Annotated in this window: 7 protein-coding genes; all 7 read left to right on the top strand. The window is 58.4% G+C overall.

The genetic code is table 11. The features are described from left to right. The first annotated feature begins 278 nt into the window (after nt 1-278). From IE102_RS13050 to IE102_RS13020, 7 genes are read left to right on the top strand one after another with little or no spacing between them, the layout of a single operon-like run. Entirely contained in the window at nt 279-1,910 is a 1,632-nt protein-coding gene (locus tag IE102_RS13050) for a ShlB/FhaC/HecB family hemolysin secretion/activation protein (RefSeq protein WP_189487352.1), read from the top strand. Between the two features lie 27 nt (nt 1,911-1,937). Continuing rightward, nucleotides 1,938-3,719 carry a DUF2341 domain-containing protein gene (locus IE102_RS13045; protein WP_189487351.1) on the top strand — a complete coding sequence of 594 codons (1,782 nt, stop codon included), beginning with the start codon at nt 1,938-1,940 and terminating at the stop codon, nt 3,717-3,719. A gap of 11 nt (nt 3,720-3,730) precedes the next feature. Next, a complete protein-coding gene (locus tag IE102_RS13040; RefSeq protein ID WP_189487349.1) occupies nt 3,731-4,138 on the top strand; it encodes an ExbD/TolR family protein in 408 nt (135 codons plus the stop codon). Between the two features lie 3 nt (nt 4,139-4,141). Continuing rightward, complete coding sequence (locus IE102_RS13035; RefSeq protein WP_189487347.1) at nt 4,142-4,828, top strand: energy transducer TonB family protein; 687 nt, start codon at nt 4,142-4,144, stop codon at nt 4,826-4,828. Nucleotides 4,829-4,855: 27 nt separating this feature from the next. Further along, a complete protein-coding gene (locus IE102_RS13030) occupies nt 4,856-6,409 on the top strand; it encodes a putative porin (RefSeq protein ID WP_189487345.1) in 1,554 nt (517 codons plus the stop codon). A gap of 12 nt (nt 6,410-6,421) precedes the next feature. Next, complete coding sequence (locus IE102_RS13025; RefSeq protein WP_189487343.1) at nt 6,422-6,895, top strand: hypothetical protein; 474 nt, start codon at nt 6,422-6,424, stop codon at nt 6,893-6,895. Nucleotides 6,896-6,952: 57 nt separating this feature from the next. Then, nucleotides 6,953-19,531: a filamentous hemagglutinin family protein gene (locus IE102_RS13020; RefSeq protein ID WP_189487341.1), complete on the top strand. Its 12,579-nt coding sequence runs from the start codon at nt 6,953-6,955 to the stop codon at nt 19,529-19,531. Nucleotides 19,532-19,549 lie beyond the last annotated feature (18 nt).

The following is a 19,549-nucleotide window of genomic DNA, read 5'->3' as shown; positions in this document are numbered from 1 at the left end:
ATGAAACAGATAGTTCAATTTTTATTGAATTGTTTTGGGTTCGTTCAATAGATGACGGCTTATCAATAATAGTAATATTTTCAAGTATTCATGAATTTATTCATGGGTTTAATTTGTCGTGCGTGTTATTAAGTTATTGATTTATTTCATTTATTTGTAGCCATGTCATAAATACTTCAAGGTAATATTGTAATTGACCGGAGTTGGGGGTTGTCCTGTTGGGGTTTCATTTAGGGCGCTCATCTTTTTTTATTTAATTCTACTCCGAGGGTTCTTGAATGCTTTCGAATAAATGGCTTTTCGCCAGTGCGATAGCGCTTGGCTATGGCATGGCTGCGTCTGTGCAGGCGCAGGAGGCGGTTTCAGGACCGGAAGCTGAGACAGAGGCATCTGTACAAGATGATGAGCGTCGTCTGGATGTTCTGAACTACCGGATTGAAGGCAATACGGTTCTGACTCGGATGGATGTTGAGAGTGCGGTTTTGCCGTATCTGGGGCCGCAGCGCAAAGTGTCTGATGTTGAGGCCGCGCGTCTGGCGCTGATGAAAGCCTATCACGCCAAGGGCTTTGAGACAGTTGATGTGCGCATACCTGAGCAGGACGTGCGCGGGGGCATTATCCGGTTTGAGGTAGTGGAACTGAAAGTCGGGCGCCTGCGGGTTAATGACAGCCGTTATTTCTCGCCCGAAGATATCAAGGCGCAGTTGCCGTCTTTGGCCGAGGGGGGCGTGCCGAACTACAAGAACGTGGCCAGTGAGATCGCCGGGGCCAACAAATCAGCGGACCGATTAATTACTCCGACGCTGCGGGCGGGTGATACGCCCGGCACGGTCGATGTCGATATCAATGTCGAAGATAAGCTGCCGGTGCATGGATCGTTTGAAATTAACGACCGCGCGTCTAACCGCACCAAGCGGGCGCGGATTGCCGCGGGCATCAGTTATGCCAACCTGTTTCAGATGGGCCATAGCCTGAACCTGCAGGCGCAAGTGACACCTGAGAAGCCGGAAGAGTCGTGGGTGGTGTCGGCCTCCTATGTGGCACCGATCCGCGACACGCCGTGGACGATTGTTGGCTACGGCGTGCACTCCGACAGCGACGTGTCGGCTCTGGGCGGGATCAATGTTCTAGGGTCGGGCGACATTTTTGGTCTGAGGGGTATCTATACCAAGATCACCGGTGAGGCCGAGACGGCGCGGGTGCATCAGATCACGGCAGGTATAGATTATAAGAGTTTCAAGGAAGATCTGGTTCTAGGCTCGGATACGGGCAAAACGCCGATCGACTATATTCCGCTGACCGTTCAGTACACGCAGTCACAACGCACTGAGGATTTTGATTTTGACTTCAGCGTCGGAGTCAATCTGGGCCTGCGTGGCCTTGACGCTACTGACAATGAGTTTGCCAACAAGCGTTATGGCGCCAAGGCCAACTGGGTCGTGCTGCGCTCGGATGTCGGCTACCGGTATAAGTTTGATAGTGACTGGCGTGCAGGTGCCAAGGTGTCAATGCAGTATGCCGGGCGGCCGGTGATCTCGAACGAGCAGTTCTCAGCGGGCGGTCTTGATAGTGTCCGGGCCTTTTATGAAAGCCAGGACTTAGGCGACGACGGCATCTCGGTGCAGTTCCAGGTCGATACGCCGTCCTTCCATAAAAAAGCGGGAACATGGCTGAATGAGGCACGGGCGTTTGCGTTTGCCGATGATGCGGCTTTGCGCATTTACGAGCCGCTGGCCGGTCAGCATGAAACCACGGATCTGTCGAGTGTGGGCGCAGGTATCACCCTGCGAGCGCTGGAGCGGCTTAACGCTTCGGTACTTTTGGCGCACCCGCTGACCAACAGAAATTCCGTGATCGAAGACATCGACAACAACCTCCGTGTGCAGGCGCGCATCTGGAGCGAATTCTAATTTATTGAGTGATGAGGAAGTGCTGATATGGCTTTCAAGAAGTTTTTAGTAGCGGCAGTGACGGCGGCAGTATTGCCGACCTCGGCAATGGCATGGTGGGATGAGGGTTATGCTCATCGCCGTTCGGTGACGCTGAATGCCGGTGTGGTTAAGGGGCTGACGTCTGAGGTCAAGCGCGCGCCGGTGCTGGTGCGGTTGCACAGCGGGGTGCTTGATTTTACGCAAGTTAAGCCGGACGGCAGCGATCTGCGCTTTGTGGCGGGCGACGACAAGACGCCGCTGAATTATCACATTGAACGCTTTGATCCTCTGGCCGAGCTGGCGCTGATCTGGGTAGACGTGCCAGCGGTGGCGCCCGGTGCCAACCAGACGATCTGGCTTTACTACGGCAACGACACAGCCAAGCGGGTATCGGATGCGGGCAAGACCTATGATGGTGAATACAGTCTGGTTCTGAACCTGAGCGAGAACGCGGCGGTTCCAGTCGATCAGACCGCCAATGCCAATCGCCTAACGGCGGCCAATGCCAAGCCGACACTGGAAGGCCTGATTGCCGGTGGTTTGAGCCTTAACGCCCAAAGTCAGGTGCGGGTGGCCCCCAGTGCGTCACTTAATGTTCCGGCGGGCGGCAAGATGACGGTCTCGGCCTGGGTTAAACCGGCGGCCGGTGTGGCCGCGGCGGGAGATACCGCGCTCTACACCAAGCTGAGCGCGGGTGGGGAGGGGGCACCATCGCGCCTGACCGTCGGGCTTCGCGACGGTGCGCCTTTCGTGCGTCTGGGCGCCAGTGAGGCGGTCGCGGCAACACCCTTGCCCGAAGGCACGTGGGCCCATGTGGCGGTGACGGCCGATGGCGAGACCGTGACGCTGTTTGTCAACGGTGTCGCGGCGGGGTCGTTTGCGGCGGCCTTACCTGAGCTGGGCGGTGAAGAGGTGCTCGGCACGATCTCTGGTGTCGCCGGTTTTACGGGTGATGTCGATGAGGTCAACCGCGCCAATGCGGCGCGCTCGGCGGCCTACATCGCCCTTCAGGCTCAGTCTCAGGGACGCTCGTCCGGGTTTGCCACCGTAGCGACCGAAGCCGAAGACGCAGGTGCCGCCAATCATGATTATATGCGTATTCTGGTCAGCGCTCTGACGCCGGATGCCTGGGCGGTAATTATCCTGCTGACGATCATGTCGGTGATCTCATGGATCATCATGGTGATGAAGGGGCAGATGTTTGGCCGCACCAACCGGGCCAACCGCAAGTTCCTTGAGATCTATCAGACGGCAACGCGCGGGCAGGGGGCTCATACGGGCCTAACGAACAAAGATCTGTCGTCTCAGTATCCTCAGGCGTCGGTAGCGCGCCTGTTCTCGATCGGCCAGGACGAACTGCGTCAGCGTATGACAGAAGCCAAGGATCTGGGGTCCAAATATGCCATTGCCCCGCAATCGGTAGCGGCGATCCGTTCTGCCCTTGATGCCGGCCATGTGCGCGAAGAGCAGCGTCTGGCGAAATGGATGGTTCTTCTGACCATTGCGATCTCCGGCGGTCCGTTCCTGGGCCTTCTGGGCACGGTCTTAGGGGTTATGATCACCTTTGCGGGCGTGGCGGCGGCGGGTGAAGTCAACATCACCGCTATCGCACCGGGTATTGCCGCGGCGCTGCTGGCGACGGTGGCGGGCCTTGCGGTCGCGATCCCGGCTCTGTTTGGCTACAACTATCTGACCAGTCAGCTTGATAATATCTCCGCCGACAATCAGGTGTTTGTCGACGAACTGGAAAAGCGCATCGCCGAAACCTACCGCAACAGTGACCGGTAAGGGGCGCGTTCATGAAAATTCAATCCAAGCGTAAACCCTACGATGATATCAACATTACGCCGATGGTCGACCTGACCTTCGTGCTCCTGGTGATCTTCATCCTGATGACGACGGCGGCCATCCAGGGCGTCAAGGTCAATCTGCCTAAGGCGTCAAGCTCGGTCAGTCTGGCCCAGCCGACCACCAAGGCCATCACGGTCGACAGTGCGGGCCAGATCTATCTCGACACCTTTCCGGTGACGCTGGATGAGCTGGAATCCGAGTTGCGCACGCTGAAGTCTGCCACGCCTGAGTTTCCTGTGGTCATCAAGGGAGACCGTGTCTCCCAGTATGGCCGCATCATGGAAGTTCTGGATGTGTGCGGTCGTGTCGGCATCACCCAGATCGGTCTGGTCAGCGAACGCGTACGGAGTTCGTAAGCCATGATTGAACCTCCCAAGTTCAGGCTGCGGGATAACGTGCCGGTGATCCTGCTGGGCGTAATCGTGGCCGCCGCCCTGCTTCTGGCAGGCTGGTGGCTGTGGCCCAAGGGTGAGGCTGTGCGCACGGAGCGGGTGATCCAGGAAATTGCCCTGGCCACCCCGCCACCGCCGCCGGAGCCGCCCAAGCCGGAAGAAAAGGTTATCGAAGAACCTGAGGAAGTTGCGCCGGTTGAGCAGCCTTCGCCGCAACCGCCGTCGCCCACGCCGTCTGAAACTCCATCGGACGCACCACCGTCACCTTCCACAGAAGCCGCCGGTCTCGACCGGCTGGCGGATGCGGGATCTGACAGTTTCCGCCTGAGCTCCGGCAAGGGCGGGGGATTGTTCGGTCGCGGGGGCGGCGGGGGTGGAGGTGACTGGGATGCGGCGGTGGCGCTGCACATCACACGCGCTCTGCAACGTGATCCGCGTACCCGCAGTGCCAAGGGCAGTGTCAAGGTGGCGGTCACTATCGATGCAAAGGGCCAGTTCACCTCAGCGCGTTTGTTATCCAGTACGGGCGATCCGGAGCTTGACGCGCATATCCGCGCCGTCCTGTCCGAGATCGGTCCCATGAGCCGTGGGCGTCCGCCCGGTGTGAACGGTTCGCTTAACTTCACTATCAATCTGAAACGATCCGCCGGTTAAGCCGCGCGACTTAAAGGAAACCTGACCATGTCTCTTCGTACCTCCCTTTTTGCCGGCAGCGCCTTGCTCCTGTCGCTGGCGGTCACCTCACCGGCTCTGGCTCAGTCCAGCGATGTCGGCATTGAAATTCTGCAATTGCTTGTCGATGAGGGGGTTATTCCTCATGCCAAGGCTCAGGAGATCCTGACCAAGGCCCGCCAGACCGATGCCGCCAAGCGTGAGGCTGAGGCCGCCAAGACCGCCTCCACGACCATTGACGTGGCTTATGTGCCGGAAACCGTGCGGGCGCAGATCAAGGCTGAGGTCAAGCAGGAAGTGGTGGCACAGGCCAAGTCCGAGGGCTGGGTCGCGCCGAACACCCTGCCGGATTGGGTGGACAGCATTAAGATCAGCGGCGACTTCCGCGCCCGTTTCCAGAGCGAAGACTTCCCGACCTCGGTCATCACAAACGGGATCGTGGTCGAAGGCAACCCGCCGGTGTTCCCGAACGCCGCCGCCATCAACCGCGCCGGTGGCGTCAATATCGCTGACGGCTTCCCCTTGCTGAACTCAACCATCGATCGCCGCCGTTCCAACTACCGCGCCCGCCTCAAGTTCGAGGCTGATATCAATGATAAGGTGTCGGTGGGTTTACGTCTGGCGTCGGGTAATGACAACAACCCGGTGAGCACCAACACCAGCTTTGGCGACTACTTCTCCAAAGATGAGATCTGGATCGATCAGGCCTATGTCAATGTCAAGCCTATCAAGGGCCTGACCCTGACGGCGGGCCGGATGCCTAATCCATTTTATTCGACCGATCTGGTTTGGGATACGGACATCAATCTTGAAGGTCTGGCAGTGTCTGGCGATTATGGCTTTAATGACAGCCTGAAGATCTTTGGCACGGCGGCGGTTCTGCCGTTGCAGGAACGCGAAATCTACGACGACAGCTATCTCTATGCCGCTCAGGCCGGGGTCGGCGGTACGTTTGCCAGCCAGTTCGGCTATAAGGCCGCGCTCAGCTATTACGACTTCAGCAATGTTCAGAGCACAGTCAATGCGCCGAACTCGCGCCTGACCGACTGGTCAGCGCCGAAGTACCTGTCCAAGGGCAACTCACTGGTCAATCTGCGTACCGATGGCACGACTTTCCTCGCGGGTCTGGCCTCCAAGTATGAACTGATGGCGTTTACCGGTCACCTCACTTACGGCACGGGCCCACGTCAGTACCGCCTGTCCGGGGAAGTGGTCAAAAACCAGGGTCACGACACGGCGGAACTGCTGGCCCTGGGCCTGCAGGACTCCGGCGATACCGGCTATCAGATCCGTTTTGATGCCGGTTATCCGGTTATCACCGAGCGTAATCAGTGGCGGGTGGCGGCAGCCTTCAAGCATGTCGAAGCCGATGCGGTTCTGGACGTGTTTACCGACTCCGACTTCGGCCTCGGCGGCACCGACAGCGAAGGCTACATCCTTGAAGGGGAATACGGTGTCTACAAAAACTTAAGCGTGAGCGCGACCTGGTTGTCGTCGGACTCGATCGACGGCCTGCCGTTCTCGGTCGATGTCCTGCAACTCAACTTCAACACCCGTTTTTAAGGAGGGATGACCATGACCTTTCTCTCCAAACTCTTTGTGATGTCTTCGGCTCTGGCCGTGATCTCAGGTGCGCCGGTTTATGCTCAAACCGCCGCTAAGGCCCCGGTTCAGGTCGATTCCAAGGCGCGGATGACCCAGCTTGAGGCCGATCTGCACCAGCAAACCACGATCGCCCAAAATGCCCGTCAGGAAGTCGAGCGCCTGCGGGCGGAGTTGGCTCTCAAGGACGAACTGATAGCCCTTGGGGTTCAGCGCAATGCCGAGCTTTACGCCATCGCGTCTGAGATCGCCGACAAGGGTCTGAGCAAGCGCTCGTTAGAGCCCTTCGTTCAGGCCAGTCGCGTCAAGATGGAAAACCTCAAGCAGTCCTATGAGGATCGTCTGCGCGCAGCCCGCGTCTACGACACCACCCTTGCGCCCAGCGTTCAGGCCCGCATGGAACAGGATCTGGCCAAGCCCAAAACAGATGGCGCGGGTACTCAATAACCGCGCTGCTACCCCTGATATGTTTGCCATATAATTTTTGATTACAGGAAGTCTTCCATGTCCCGCATCGCCGCCTCCGCCCGTACCGGTCTGACCGGTTCACGCCGGCTTAAAGCCAGCGCCAGCCTGATGGTTCTGGCTCTGGCCGCCAGCGTTTCGTCCACCAGTGTCTCGCCCGCCCTTGCCGCGGAACCCTTTGCCAACATGGTGGGCATCCAGGCCGGACGTATCATCGGCACCGGGCCAAACGCGCAGGTCGCTCAGTGGACCGGGGCCAACGCCCCGGTTATCGGCACGGACGTGGACGGTCGGGCGCTCATGACCATCCAGCAGACCCAGGCCAAGGCCCTGCTCGACTGGGAAGACTTCCGTCTGCAAACCAACGAAGTGCTGGAGTTCCAGCAGCAGTCGGCTGACTGGATCGCCGTTAACCGCGTCCACGGTAATCAGGCCGCCGAAATCAACGGCGAAATCAGGGCCATCGGTAAGGTCTTCGTCCTCAACGACAACGGCGTCCTCATCGGTAAGGACGCCAAGATCAACACCCGCACCCTCGTCACCGGTCAGGGCATCTCCGACGTCCTGATCGACGGCAAAACCACAACCCTTGTCCAGTCCAAAGAAAAAGCCATCCTCGACTGGTCCGACATGTCCTTGCAGGCCGGTGAAGTCCTCAAGTTCCAGCAACAAAAAACAGATTGGGTCGCCCTCAACAGGTCTTACAATGTCGACAAAACCGTTCTGGCCGGTGATGTCAAAGCCGACGGCCACATCTATCTGGTTGCGCCACGCGGCCTCGTGGTTGACGGCAAGATCAACGCTCAGCAGGTCGTGCTCTCGTCGCTGTTCATGCGTAACGACCAGTTCTTAGGTGACCCTGATCAGAACTCGGCAACCGGCGGGTTGATTTCCTATACCCGCCGCCAAGAGCAGGGCGGGATCATGAACCCGACCTTTACCAATACCCGCTTTGCCGGGTGGGGCCTCAATCCGAACGGTGAAGGCTATAATCCGCTGGGGTGGAAAGACGCGATTGTAGGGCTTGGTGATAACCAATACGGCTTTAATGCCCCCTACTACAAGCTGATGAATGGCGGTCCCGAAATCGTCGATGCCAATGACCCGCTGAAGTACAATGTCACCATCGGTAAGACCGGCTCAGTCACGACGGGCAAGTTCGGCAAGGTCATGTTGTTTGGTCCAAAGGTCACCAATTTTGGCCAGATTAACATACAGGACGAAGGCCAGGTCATTATGGCCGCCGGTGAAAACGTCTGGCTGCAACCGGCCGGCAGCGGGATGCTCGCCGCCGGTAATGGCCGGCTCGATGCCTATGTGGGGGCTTTATATCCCTTGGGCAATTCGCTTGGGTTTACGTCTTGGGACAAACCGCCGCAAAGAGCGAACACCGAAGAATGGCGCGCCTTTTACTCTCTTCTTTTGGGTCGCAATGTCGCACTGAACGAAAACCTCAGCACCGCCGATCACACTAAGATTTGGTCCGGTGGCTATGTCTTTAACGGCACGCAATATGTTTATAATCCAAGCCTGATTGAGACCTATATTCATACTATTGAGGCTGAGCGCGCGCAAACCTATACCGCGCGCAACGAGGGCATAATCAGCTCCAAGCGTGGTGGCAGCGTGGTGATGCGCGGTCTGAATCTGGAGCAAATGGGGGCCATCGATATGACCTCCACAGCCCTGTTCCGTAGCGATATCAGCCTGTTCGCGTCGGTTTGGGATTGGCGTGGGGGACCTGGTACGGAATCTGACAATCGCGCCACCGCAGTCCCCGGCCACGGTACGGTCGTGTTCGGCAAGGGCAGCCTGACCCAGATCACGCCGGACCTCGATTCCACTGATGCCATTCCGGTTTCATCCGGGGCCCAAAGCGTTGGCCAGATCAAGATCAACGCCCGCAGCGTCCACATGCAGGAAGATTCGATCATTCACATGCCTAGCGGCAATATGAATGTTCTGCTCGATGCCGGGGCTCACATCTTTGATAACAATCTCGGCGCGGGGTCCAATCAGGGCAACGAGGACGGCACGCGCTTTTTGATGGAGCGCGGGGCGACCATCGATCTGTCGGGGTGGGAAACCACGCTTGAGATGGGCTACCATCAGGTAGCGGGTAAGCTTTATGCTGCGCAACTGGCGGACTCGCCGCTGCAACGTGACGGCGCGCTGTATCGTCAGGAAATCTCCGTCGATCGCCGCTATGGCACCAATCTGGCCAACTGGCAGGGCCTTGATAATTTGTCACAAGGCACGCTGGGTCAGTTCCTGACCAATGGCGGCACGCTGAACATGGATATCGGCGATGACTTCATTATGAAGTCGGGCTCCGTCATCGACGTATCCGGCGGGGTGACGACCTATAAGGACGGCTATGTCTATACGACCTTATTGCGTCGTCTGGATGGCTCGATCATCGATATCCGCGAAGCTGACCCAGATGAGCTCTACATGGGGCTGGCCAATCAATGGACGGTTTACGATACCAAGTGGGGCAAGCAAACCACCTACAATATTCCGCTAATGACGGCGACCCAAGGGCGGTTCGAGACCAGCTACCAGCATGGTGGCAAAGGCGGTACGGTTGACATCATGGCCCCCGACAGCGTGTTGCAAGGCACACTGAAAGGTGAAACGGTCACGGGACGGTATCAACGTCAGGGCGGCACAATTCCTGTGGGCGGGGCGTTTATCCTCAACAATGCCGGGGAATCTGAGGGCGAGTACGTCAGCAACAATATCCTGATCACCGCGCGCGAAACGGCACTCAACGCCAATTTTGGCTTTACGGATAAACTGAGCGACACCTACGGCGAGCTGTTTGGTGTGGAATTTGATCGCGAAACCGATCCGGTAAGCAGCGATAGAGCACGCAGCGGCAACACCACCTTAACGTCGGCGGACTTTTTCAACCGCTCCACCATGGGCAGCTATACCCTTAATCAGGGCGGTGTTTCCGGTGATCATACCGCCGTTCAGGTTGAAGCTGGTGTGACCCTGAACCTGCAAAACGGCGCCTCGTTTAGTCTGGCGGCGGATCAGCGCATCGAGTTTTTGGGTTCCATCCGCACCGAAGGCGGTGACGTATCCTTAAGCGGTATGGGCTTGACCTTGGGCGGTAGCACCAAGATCGACACGCGCGGGTCATGGTACAGTGATTACGAAATCGATCAGTATATAGCCCTTGATACCCTGCCGCGTATCCATGGCGGGGACATCACGCTGTCGGCCAACGGCGATATTTTGAATAATGCCGATAATGTCGGACTGGTGCTGCCGGACACGGTCGTGCTGGACATGAGCGGCGGCGCGTGGGTAGAGCGCAGTGGTAAACTCAATGGTGGCAAGGGGGGTAATCTCACTATCAATGCCCTGTTGGCTGAGAAGGATGAACTGGATCTTAGCGGCTTATCCAATGCGCGGGCTTACGGTCTGGGCGGCAATGGCGCGTTCAGCTTACGCTCCGGCGATGATATCATCATCGGGGCGGCGCTACCTGTTGCTGATGAGGCGGCAACCGGTCGGCCACCGCTTTTGTTTACACCGGATTTCTTTGAAAACAGCGGGTTCTCGGCGATCAATCTGATCGGTAAGTCGGTCGAACTGATGGACGGTGTGCAGGTTCACGCCACCAGTGCGTCACTTCAACTGAAAGAGCCGGCACCGCTTAGCGGTAAGCCGCCCGCATTCTGGGCACCGTCGGGTACCGATATCTATGATGTCGCCGAAGCCCGCTACTTGGCGCCTGAATTACGCAGTCCGTCCCTGCGTGGCGGCATGACCATCAACCTCAGCGCTCAGGGCGTCACGGCGGGGGCCGCCCTCGGCGACGTCCGCATCGGTGAAGGCAGTCTGTTGGCCACGGAGGTGGGCGGCAAGATTTCTCTGCGCGGTAATACAACCGTCGCCGGGACCATTCTGGCACCTGCTGGCGCGATTAGCCTGGCATCAGATACGGCAACCGGTAACTTTGTTCATGTGACGGACACCGGCAGTCTTCTGGCGCCGGGTGTGGCGCTGATCACCTCACGCAATGTCGTGGCAGGCCGTGAGCTGATTGGTGGTGAGATTTATGATGGCGGCAAGATCACGCTGACCGCCAATGAGATCAAGCTCGACAAAGGCTCAAAGCTGGATGTGTCGGGTACGTCGGCGACCTTCGATCTTCAGGACAGCAACCGCACAGGGGTGTATGTCCCGGTGACGCTTGCCTCCAATGGTGGCGCTATCGAAATCAATGGTCAGCGTCTGGCGATCAATGATACGGCCTATAAGGCTAATGCCGGTGGTGCCGGTGCCCGCGGCGGCAGCCTGACGCTGAACTGGACCGTTCAGATGGGCGGCGGCGGCACGCCCGGCGGCTATACGCCGGCGCAGGTGCTTGAGCAACTGGAACAGTATGTCGAGTGGGGCTATGTCACCGACAAAGACTTTAATCCGATCACCAGCCTCTACGGCATCGATCTGAGCACGATTGCCTGGGAATATGTTGTCGGGCCGCTCGATTTCCCGCCGGGCTACATACTCAATAACCGGGCTGAGGTCGTCGCCCTGTTTGATGCCTATGGTGCGGCCGCCGCCGGACCGGCGCCGATGCTGATCATTGGTGAGGCGTTCTCAAGGGGTGGCGGCAGCGGGCCGGATATTCCGAACGCACTGGTAGAACTGTTTACGCTGGCGGGCTATTCGCCACCGCCGCCGTCAACCGAAGCGCCGATCGTCACCACCTTGTCTCCGGATAAGATTGCGGCGGGTGGCTTCTCGGCTCTGACCATTAACGCCTCTCCGGGTGTTGTGTTTAACGGCGATGTCAACCTGGGCGGTAAAAAGGCTGACGGCTCCTATATCTTTGACACCCTCAACATCAACGCCAGCCAGATTGTCGGCAACACCGGCTCAACCGTGCGGCTTGAAGCGGGTGTCGTAGTTTTGGGACAGAACGAGACCATTCTGCCCACGTCGGGCTATGGATCGCTGCTGGGCATAGACCCTGCCGGTCAGGGTACGACCATTACCGTATCAGCGGGCACCCTGCTTCAGGTCGGCAATGCCAGCTTCCATGGCTTTGAGGATACCCGACTGAATTCCGGTGGCGATATTCGTTTCGCAGGCATCAGACTTGCGCCAAATCAGGCGCCTTCGGGATCTTTGTACTCGGCCGGAAAGCTGACGCTTAAGGCTGATCAGGTCTATGCCGGTACGGGCCGTATTTTCTCGGTAACCTCCGATACGGCTATTGAAATTCTGGCTCAGGATGACGGCGGGCTGATCAATGACAGCCCTTATGAAGCGGCCGCTAAACTCACCCTCAAAGCGCCGACCATCATTCAGGGCGGCACATTGCGCTCGCCCTTGGGCACCCTGACCCTTGAGGCCTATGATAATGGCACGCAAGGATCGGGCGACCTGATCTTCAAGGCAGGTAGCCTGACCTCGGTTTCCGGCGACGGCAAGTCGATCCCTTATGGCTATACGGCCAACGGCGATACCTGGACCGATCCGTTTACCGGTCTTGAACTGACCACCCTTCCGACCAAAGCGCTGAACCTGACCGCAGATAAGGTCGATCTGCAAACGGGGTCCGAGATAGATGTCTCCGGTGGCGGTGATCTGTTTGCCCGCGAATTCGTTCCTGGTGTGAACGGGACGCTTGACTGGCTGACCGGCTATCGTGACGTCGATTATAATTGGGTCACAGACCCCGGCAGTATCTATGCGGTCATCCCTGATTTTGAGGGCAATATAGCGCCTCTGGGGTTTGGTTCATCGCAAATCGGCGCGGGCGATAAGGTTTACCTGTCCGGCGGTTCCGGACTTAAGGCGGGCTACTACAGCCTGTTGCCGGCGGAATATGCGCTGATGCCGGGTGCTTACCGTGTCACGGCGCAGCATCGTTATAGCGGCAGCTTTGTCGATGCCAGCTTGGGCACCAGCCGGTCGTTGACGGATGGTTCATCCGTTCAGGCGGGTTATGTGGTCTCAGGTGCTTCCGGGGCGCGTGATCAGCGCACCCAGGGCTTCCACGTTATGTCGGGCCAGACGATGCGCACGCGCTCATTCTATCGTGAGACGACCGCCAATACCTTCTTTGTGTCGGATGCGTTCCTCAAGAAAGCCCTGCGCACCAACCGTCCGGTCGGCGAAGTGCCGCGTATACCGCTGGATGGCGGTTCGGTGGTGTTCAGAGTGGCCGAAAGCCTTGAACTTAACGGCAAGCTGACCTCTGGCGCAGCCAGTGGCGGTCGCGGTGGTTTTGCCGACATCGCGTCGTCGAAAGTTGTGGTGGCCGGGACCAATACCGACCTGTCGCAATATGACGGCTATCTGGTACTCAAGAGCGACCAGTTGTCGGCCTTTGGGGCGGACAGTCTCCTGATCGGCGGTACCCGTCAGCAAGGTGCGGTCAATATGGAGCTGTCGGTATCGGGGACGGACATCGTTGTCGATAATACGGGCTCTGTGCTGTTTGGCCCGGAACTGTTGTTTGCCTCTACCGGTAATATCGACGTCAAGGATGGCGCAAAGCTTGAAACGCGCGGCAAAATCAGTGGCGTGTCCGGCGATCTGCGGGTGCTGGCGAATATCGCGGCCCTCATAGACAACAACGGCACACCGACAGAACTCAATGATGACATAACCATTCATGGTGTGCTGGATCAGGGCACCGTACTGCGCTTATCGTCCGGCGATCAGGTGGATATCCTGCGCGATACTGATGCGGTCAATGCCGCCAATGCGCTTCGCAACGATCCGGCAGCGCTGGCTCTGGTCAACAGTCAACGCGCCGATAGGGGCCTGGCACCGCTCGACCTTAGCCAGGGCCTGTTAAACATCGCCGATGGGGCGTCACTCAAGAGCGGTCGCTCGGTGGCCCTAGATGCGACCAACAATACCCTTCTGGGCAGTCTGGTGACGCTTGAGACCCAGCAGCTTAGCGCCTCGGCCTCACGGGTCAGCATTGGGGCGGTACCTGCAGGCACCGAAGGGCTGATCTTTGCCGATGGTTCACTGGGCGCTCTGGCCAGGGCCGCCGATCTTACGCTCAAGTCGTACTCGACGCTTGATCTTTATGGCGGCGTTACGCTGGCGGCCACCGGGGCCCTGCGCCTCGATGCCGGCGAAGTGCGGGTGATCGACGCCAATAACCAGCCGACGACGCTTAAGGCGCAAACCCTGACCCTGACCCTGACCCACACCGGCAGCGGTAAGTCAGTTGCCACAACCGGCTCTGCGTCTCTGAACCTTGACGCGAAGAATGTATACTTCGAAGGCAATGACAAGTGGCTGTCGGGTATCAACACTCTGAACATCACCGCAAGCGAGCGGGTGATCGGTCGTGACGACAGTACGCTTTATATACCCGGCGCCTTGTCGGTCACGGCCGCAGGACTGACGACCGAAAGCGGTGCGCGTTTGTTCTTTGACGCGACGGGTGCGATCAATGTCACGTCCACTGCCAATGCAACCCTTCCGGCGTTCCAATCCTTCGGCGGCACACTGGGCCTGACCGGGGCTTCGGTCAACTATGCCGGTCAGTCACGCCTGACGGGCGGTACGATCAACCTTCAGGCCCGCGCCGGCGATGTGGTGCTGGCTCAGGGGGCTGTGCTGGATGTCACGTCAAATGCCAGCCAGTTCTTTGATAAGACGGTCGGGGTTGGTGCCGGTTCGGTCAATCTTGTGGCTGATCTTGGCGATGTCAATCTGGGCACAGGCTCACTGATTGACGTGTCGGGCTCCGCCGCAGGTGGTGATGCCGGTACGCTGACCATCAAGACCGGGGTTGGCGAAGCGATCCTCAACGGTACGCTGAAAGGGACTTCGGCTGCGGGTTCACGCGGCGGTTCATTCAGCCTGCTGACGCAATCCCTGACCAATTTCGGCGCCTTTAATACGGTGCTTGATACGGGTGGCTTCCGCCAGTCACGCCGCTTTGAGATCAACTCAGGCGATGTGACGGTTGATGGCACGGTCAATGTGCAGGACTTCGCGGTTATCGCCAATGACGGCTCCGTCAATGTCACCGGCACGGTCAGAACCACGGGTGATAATGGTGGCCGCATCCAGGTATCGGCGGCTGAGGATGTGACCTTATCCGGCACCGGCAAACTGCTGGCCAGCGCCAATGCGATCGGCGGTGCAGGCGGTACGGTCATTGTTGAAAGCACGGGCCGTAACGGCGGTCAGATCGCCACGCAGGCCGGTTCAGTCATTGACGTCAGCGGCATGGGTGAGGGCGGGCGTCTGGTCCGTTTCCGCGCCCCGCAGGTCGGCAATGATGTCGCCATCGGTCAACTGGCTGGTACAATCACCGGTGCGCGTTCGGTGCTGGCCGAAGGCTTCAAGGTTTATGATGGGGTTTCCATCATTGATCAGGGTGTGATCACTCAGGTGTCTAATGACGCTACGGCCTTCATGAGTGCTAACGGTGCAACGATCCGCAATCGTCTGGGGGCAGGCGTTACGCTGGTCGCCGGGATTGAGCTGCGCAGCGACAGCGACATGGAGCTTAAAGATGCCTGGGATCTGTCGGGTCTGCGTTTTGACGGCGCGGCTGGGGTTTTGACCCTGCGCGCCGCGGGTGATTTGCTGATCAATGCCAACCTGAGTGATGGCTTCAACGGCGACCTGCTGCTGGACGGTGAAAGCTGGGCCTTCAACCTGACGGCAGGTGCCAATACCCAAAGCCCGGATACCCTGGCGGTACTTACCGCCGGTCAACTGGCGGCAGGTAAGGGCTCAGTGAAGATCGGCGGCACGGCCGATACGCTCGAATACTTCTATGACCCGGCCTATGGTAACGAAAACCGGCTCTATGTGATCGGTGCTGACGGACGGTTCGTAAATGATCCTTCCGGTGGCCGTGAGCAATTCCTTGAACTTCAGCGCGATACAGCGACGGGGCAGTATATCCACCCCATCACCGGCGAACTGATCGAAAAAGATCCGGTAACCGGCGACTATGCTGACACAGGCATCTATGCCCGCCGGCCGCTGCCGTGGCTGTTCGGTATGTATCGGGCCGACGGTTCATCGGGCAATGGCGGCCTTGATGGCAATGGCAACCCCCGCGATGACTTTGATGCGCGCGAATATCAGCAATGGGATAATTCGACCGGCTATCATGTGCGCACCGGCACGGGGGCGATAAATGTCGCCTCGGCGCGTGATCTGGTGCTTCAGGAACGGGCTTCGGTCATCTACACGGCGGGTAAAAACGCGGCCCCTCTGGCAGGCTTTTATGTGCCAACGGGTTCCTTGCGTATTTCCACCAGCAATGACACGCCGATCCTGACGCTGCGAACCGTCCAGTACGGCGAAGGCGGCGGCGATGTCACCTTGCGGGTCAGTGGCGATATCCTCGCCAGTTCGCAGACTCCGCAATTGCCGTCCGGCTATCTGTTCCAGCGTCGAAGCCTCGATGAGACGACCGGATTGTTCGCATCTGCTCCTGACCGTGCGTATGATCAGACGTCATGGTGGGTAGATTACAGCCTGTTCCAGGGCGGTATCGGCGCTTTGGGTGGCGGTAATATCGCCATCGACGCGGGCGGTGACATCGACAACCTTGGTGTCAGCATCCCCAACAGCGGCCGCGTCACCGGCAATACCGGATCGGGCGATGCTATCGCCCTGACCCTGACGGGCGGCGGTAATCTCAGCCTGAGAGCGGGCGGTAATATCAAGGGCGGCGTCTTCTATGTCGCGGACGGCGAGGGCGACCTGACCGCAGGCGGCAGCTTCACGGCGGGCTCAAAGGCTAGGGTGTTCTACGACCCATCCTGCACATTCTCTAACAGCCCGACCTGCTACCTGCACTATGACCCTCGCGGCAAAAGTCCGGAATACGACGTCTATTCGATGTTCTTCACGTCATCGGGTCAGTTCGACATCAAGAGCGGTGGCGATCTGAACATAGACGGGGTCATGGACCCATTGCTTGCGGGCGCAGTGTCTGAATATCGCGGCTGGAACTTCCTCAGTTACACCGACGAAGCCAGTGTGCGCCTGTTCTCTGCGGGTGGTGACGTCAATGTCTGGAACAACGGCCTCAACACCTCCATTGCCTTCTATAGTTCCGGCAGCAATGTGCCTAATCCGGGCGCTTCACCCCTGTGGTACTACGGACGGATTGATGCGATTGATGATGGCCGGGATTCCATGGCCTGGGACCTGCGCCCATCCAAGTTCAGCGCGATTGCGGCTACCGGCGACGTTCGGGTTGTGGGTGGCATGATGCTGATGCCATCGGCCAAGGGCAATCTTGAGCTTCTGGCGGGTAACAACGTCATTATCGGCTACGGCACGCAGTCGGAGCAGGGACGTAATGCAGAGCGTGGCCTTGATGGTGCGTACTTCACCAGCCAAAGAGACGTAGAGAAAAACCAGCGCGGGGCGACCATTTATGAAGGTATCTTCATGAGCCAGGCAGATATGACCTATCTGCCAACGCCGACCAATCCGATATCGTTCGTTAGAAATATAGACCGGATACATCTGCGCAGTGCCGGTGTTGGCGATGACTTCTTTGGTGGCGGACGGAATTTCTCGGTCGACGCCCTGCCGGATCTGCATGCCGGTGACCATGAGCCTGTGCGGATCTACGCCGCCAAGGGCGATATCGTCACGGCAGGACGCACCGTTATGAACCTGCCCAAGCAGGCATGGTTCCAGGCGGGTGGAAATATCTACTTCCCGTCCTATGACATCCAGCACAACAACCCGAATGACCTCAGTCTGGTGCGGGCCGGTAAAGGGATCTACTTCGATATTTCGGGCCAATTCGGCGACTCAAATGACGGGATTGTGGACTCCTATGGTCACCTGACCGTCTCCGGCCCCGGCCGTCTTGAGGTCGAAGCCGGCACGGATATCTATCTGCCAAGCAACAGCTATGGGATCAGCAGCAAGCGCATTACGATTGAGCCGGGTGCGCAGTTCTGGAAGCCGGAAGAGAAGGCGGCGGACATCGCCATCAGCGCCGGTTTCAACCAGAAGCCATCCTATGATGCCTTTGAAGACGCCTATCTCAATCCTGAAAAAGCCGGTGAGATGGCCGATTACCTCAAGGACGATACGGGTAAGTCACTCTACCTGTTTGACCGCGAATATGATCGCGCCAAGGGGGCCACGGGTGAGTTTGCCGTGCCGGAACCGCGTGAGGGTCTGGTCAACTATGTCCGTCGTTTGCAGGGCCTTACGCCTCTGGAAACACGGGCTGAAGAGGTCGCCTATCTCGACACGGCCTGGACCTATTGGAAGGCTCTGCCGTCCGATTACAAGACGCCTTACTTCCGCAGTGTTCTGTTCTTAGAGCTGCGTACCACCGGCCGTGAAGCCAATGACGCGGATAATGAGCGCTACAACACCACCTTCCGCGGCTATAAGGCGATTGAGACCCTGTTCCCTGGTGCTCAAAAAGAGACCATTGAAACTCTGGCTGAAGGTGAATCGCTCTGGAAAGGTGACTTCGAAACCTATGCCAGCCGTGTTATCTCCAGCGGTGGCGGCAAGATAGAGTTCGTCCTGCCCGGCGGCGCCATGACCATGGCCAACGTTTCGGCCTTGCCGAGCGAGACCGGCCAGCCGACGATTGATCCGGCGACGGGCAAGCCGGTGCAGGTCTATAATCCAACAAGCCAGCGCTATGAGGACGACCGTGGCAACGCTCAACGCGCCGGTGTTCTGACCACCGATGGCGGTGAGATCAATGTTCTGACCCACGCCAGTGTGACCCTGAACCAGTCGCGTCTTCTGACGGCAAAGGGCGGCAACGTCATGATCTGGTCATCATGGGGCGATATCGCGGCGGGTAAGGGTGCACAAACCTCGCTCAGCCCGGCCTTCTTTGACTATGGTCTGGACCTTCTGGCGCGGATGAAGCGTGAACCGGCCGGTCTGCCGACCGGCGCGGGTATAGGCACCTTGTCCACGCAGGATGGTACGCCGCCCGCCGACGTCGATCTGATCGCACCCGCCGGGGTGGTGGATGCCGGTGATGCCGGTATCCGGGTCGCGGGTAACTTCAACGTCTTCGCTGTTGAAATCCTCGGTGCTGATAACATCGACGTCGGTGGGGTGACCTCTGGCCTGCCGATACCGCCGGCAGCGCCACCAACCTCGCTTGATATTGGGTTGTCGTCCACGAACGATCTGGTGGCCAAATCTCTGAAAGATGCGATTTCAAATGTTCAGAAGGACAAATCGATCGTTCCGCCATCGCTGATCGAAGTGAAGGCAACAGGGTCTGACGAAGAAGAAGTGTGCGGCACAGATGAAAATCCGTGCCCTGATGACAACAACGTTCAGCCTCAAGCGCCGGTTTCCAGTGCGGCACCTAGTTTCACACCCGTCAAGGTGGCCGTGCGTTATGTCGAACCGCGCATCGACTTCAAACTGCCGTCCCTGATGCTTGACGATGCCATCCGCAGTGTAGGGCAGTTTTCCGGAATGACGATCATCTACGACTCGGCGGTTTTAAGAAACCGTATGGCGCCCGCCTTGAGCGGCAAGATGACCGCCGGTGAAGCTCTGGAGCGTCTGCTTAAAAACGAAGGCCTCATGGCCATTCGTGTCGGGCCGCGCTCAATCCGTCTGGAACGGGTTCAGGGTTGAAAAGAAAAGTAAGCCGGT

The sequence above is a fragment of the Asticcacaulis endophyticus genome (assembly GCF_014652575.1).
GTDB lineage: Bacteria > Pseudomonadota > Alphaproteobacteria > Caulobacterales > Caulobacteraceae > Asticcacaulis > Asticcacaulis endophyticus.
Note: the sequence above shows the minus strand (reverse complement) of the source record. Positions and strands in the feature narration are given on the sequence as shown.

Bases quoted from the DNA above. Each gene is read 5' to 3' on its own strand.
- IE102_RS13045 (WP_189487351.1), top strand. From the start codon at position 1,938: ATGGCTTTCAAGAAGTTTTTAGTAGCGGCAGTGACGGCGGCAGTATTG.
- IE102_RS13050 (WP_189487352.1), top strand. From the start codon at position 279: ATGCTTTCGAATAAATGGCTTTTCGCCAGTGCGATAGCGCTTGGCTAT.
- IE102_RS13040 (WP_189487349.1), top strand. From the start codon at position 3,731: ATGAAAATTCAATCCAAGCGTAAACCCTACGATGATATCAACATTACG.
- IE102_RS13030 (WP_189487345.1), top strand. From the start codon at position 4,856: ATGTCTCTTCGTACCTCCCTTTTTGCCGGCAGCGCCTTGCTCCTGTCG.
- IE102_RS13020 (WP_189487341.1), top strand. From the start codon at position 6,953: ATGTCCCGCATCGCCGCCTCCGCCCGTACCGGTCTGACCGGTTCACGC.
- IE102_RS13035 (WP_189487347.1), top strand. From the start codon at position 4,142: ATGATTGAACCTCCCAAGTTCAGGCTGCGGGATAACGTGCCGGTGATC.
- IE102_RS13025 (WP_189487343.1), top strand. From the start codon at position 6,422: ATGACCTTTCTCTCCAAACTCTTTGTGATGTCTTCGGCTCTGGCCGTG.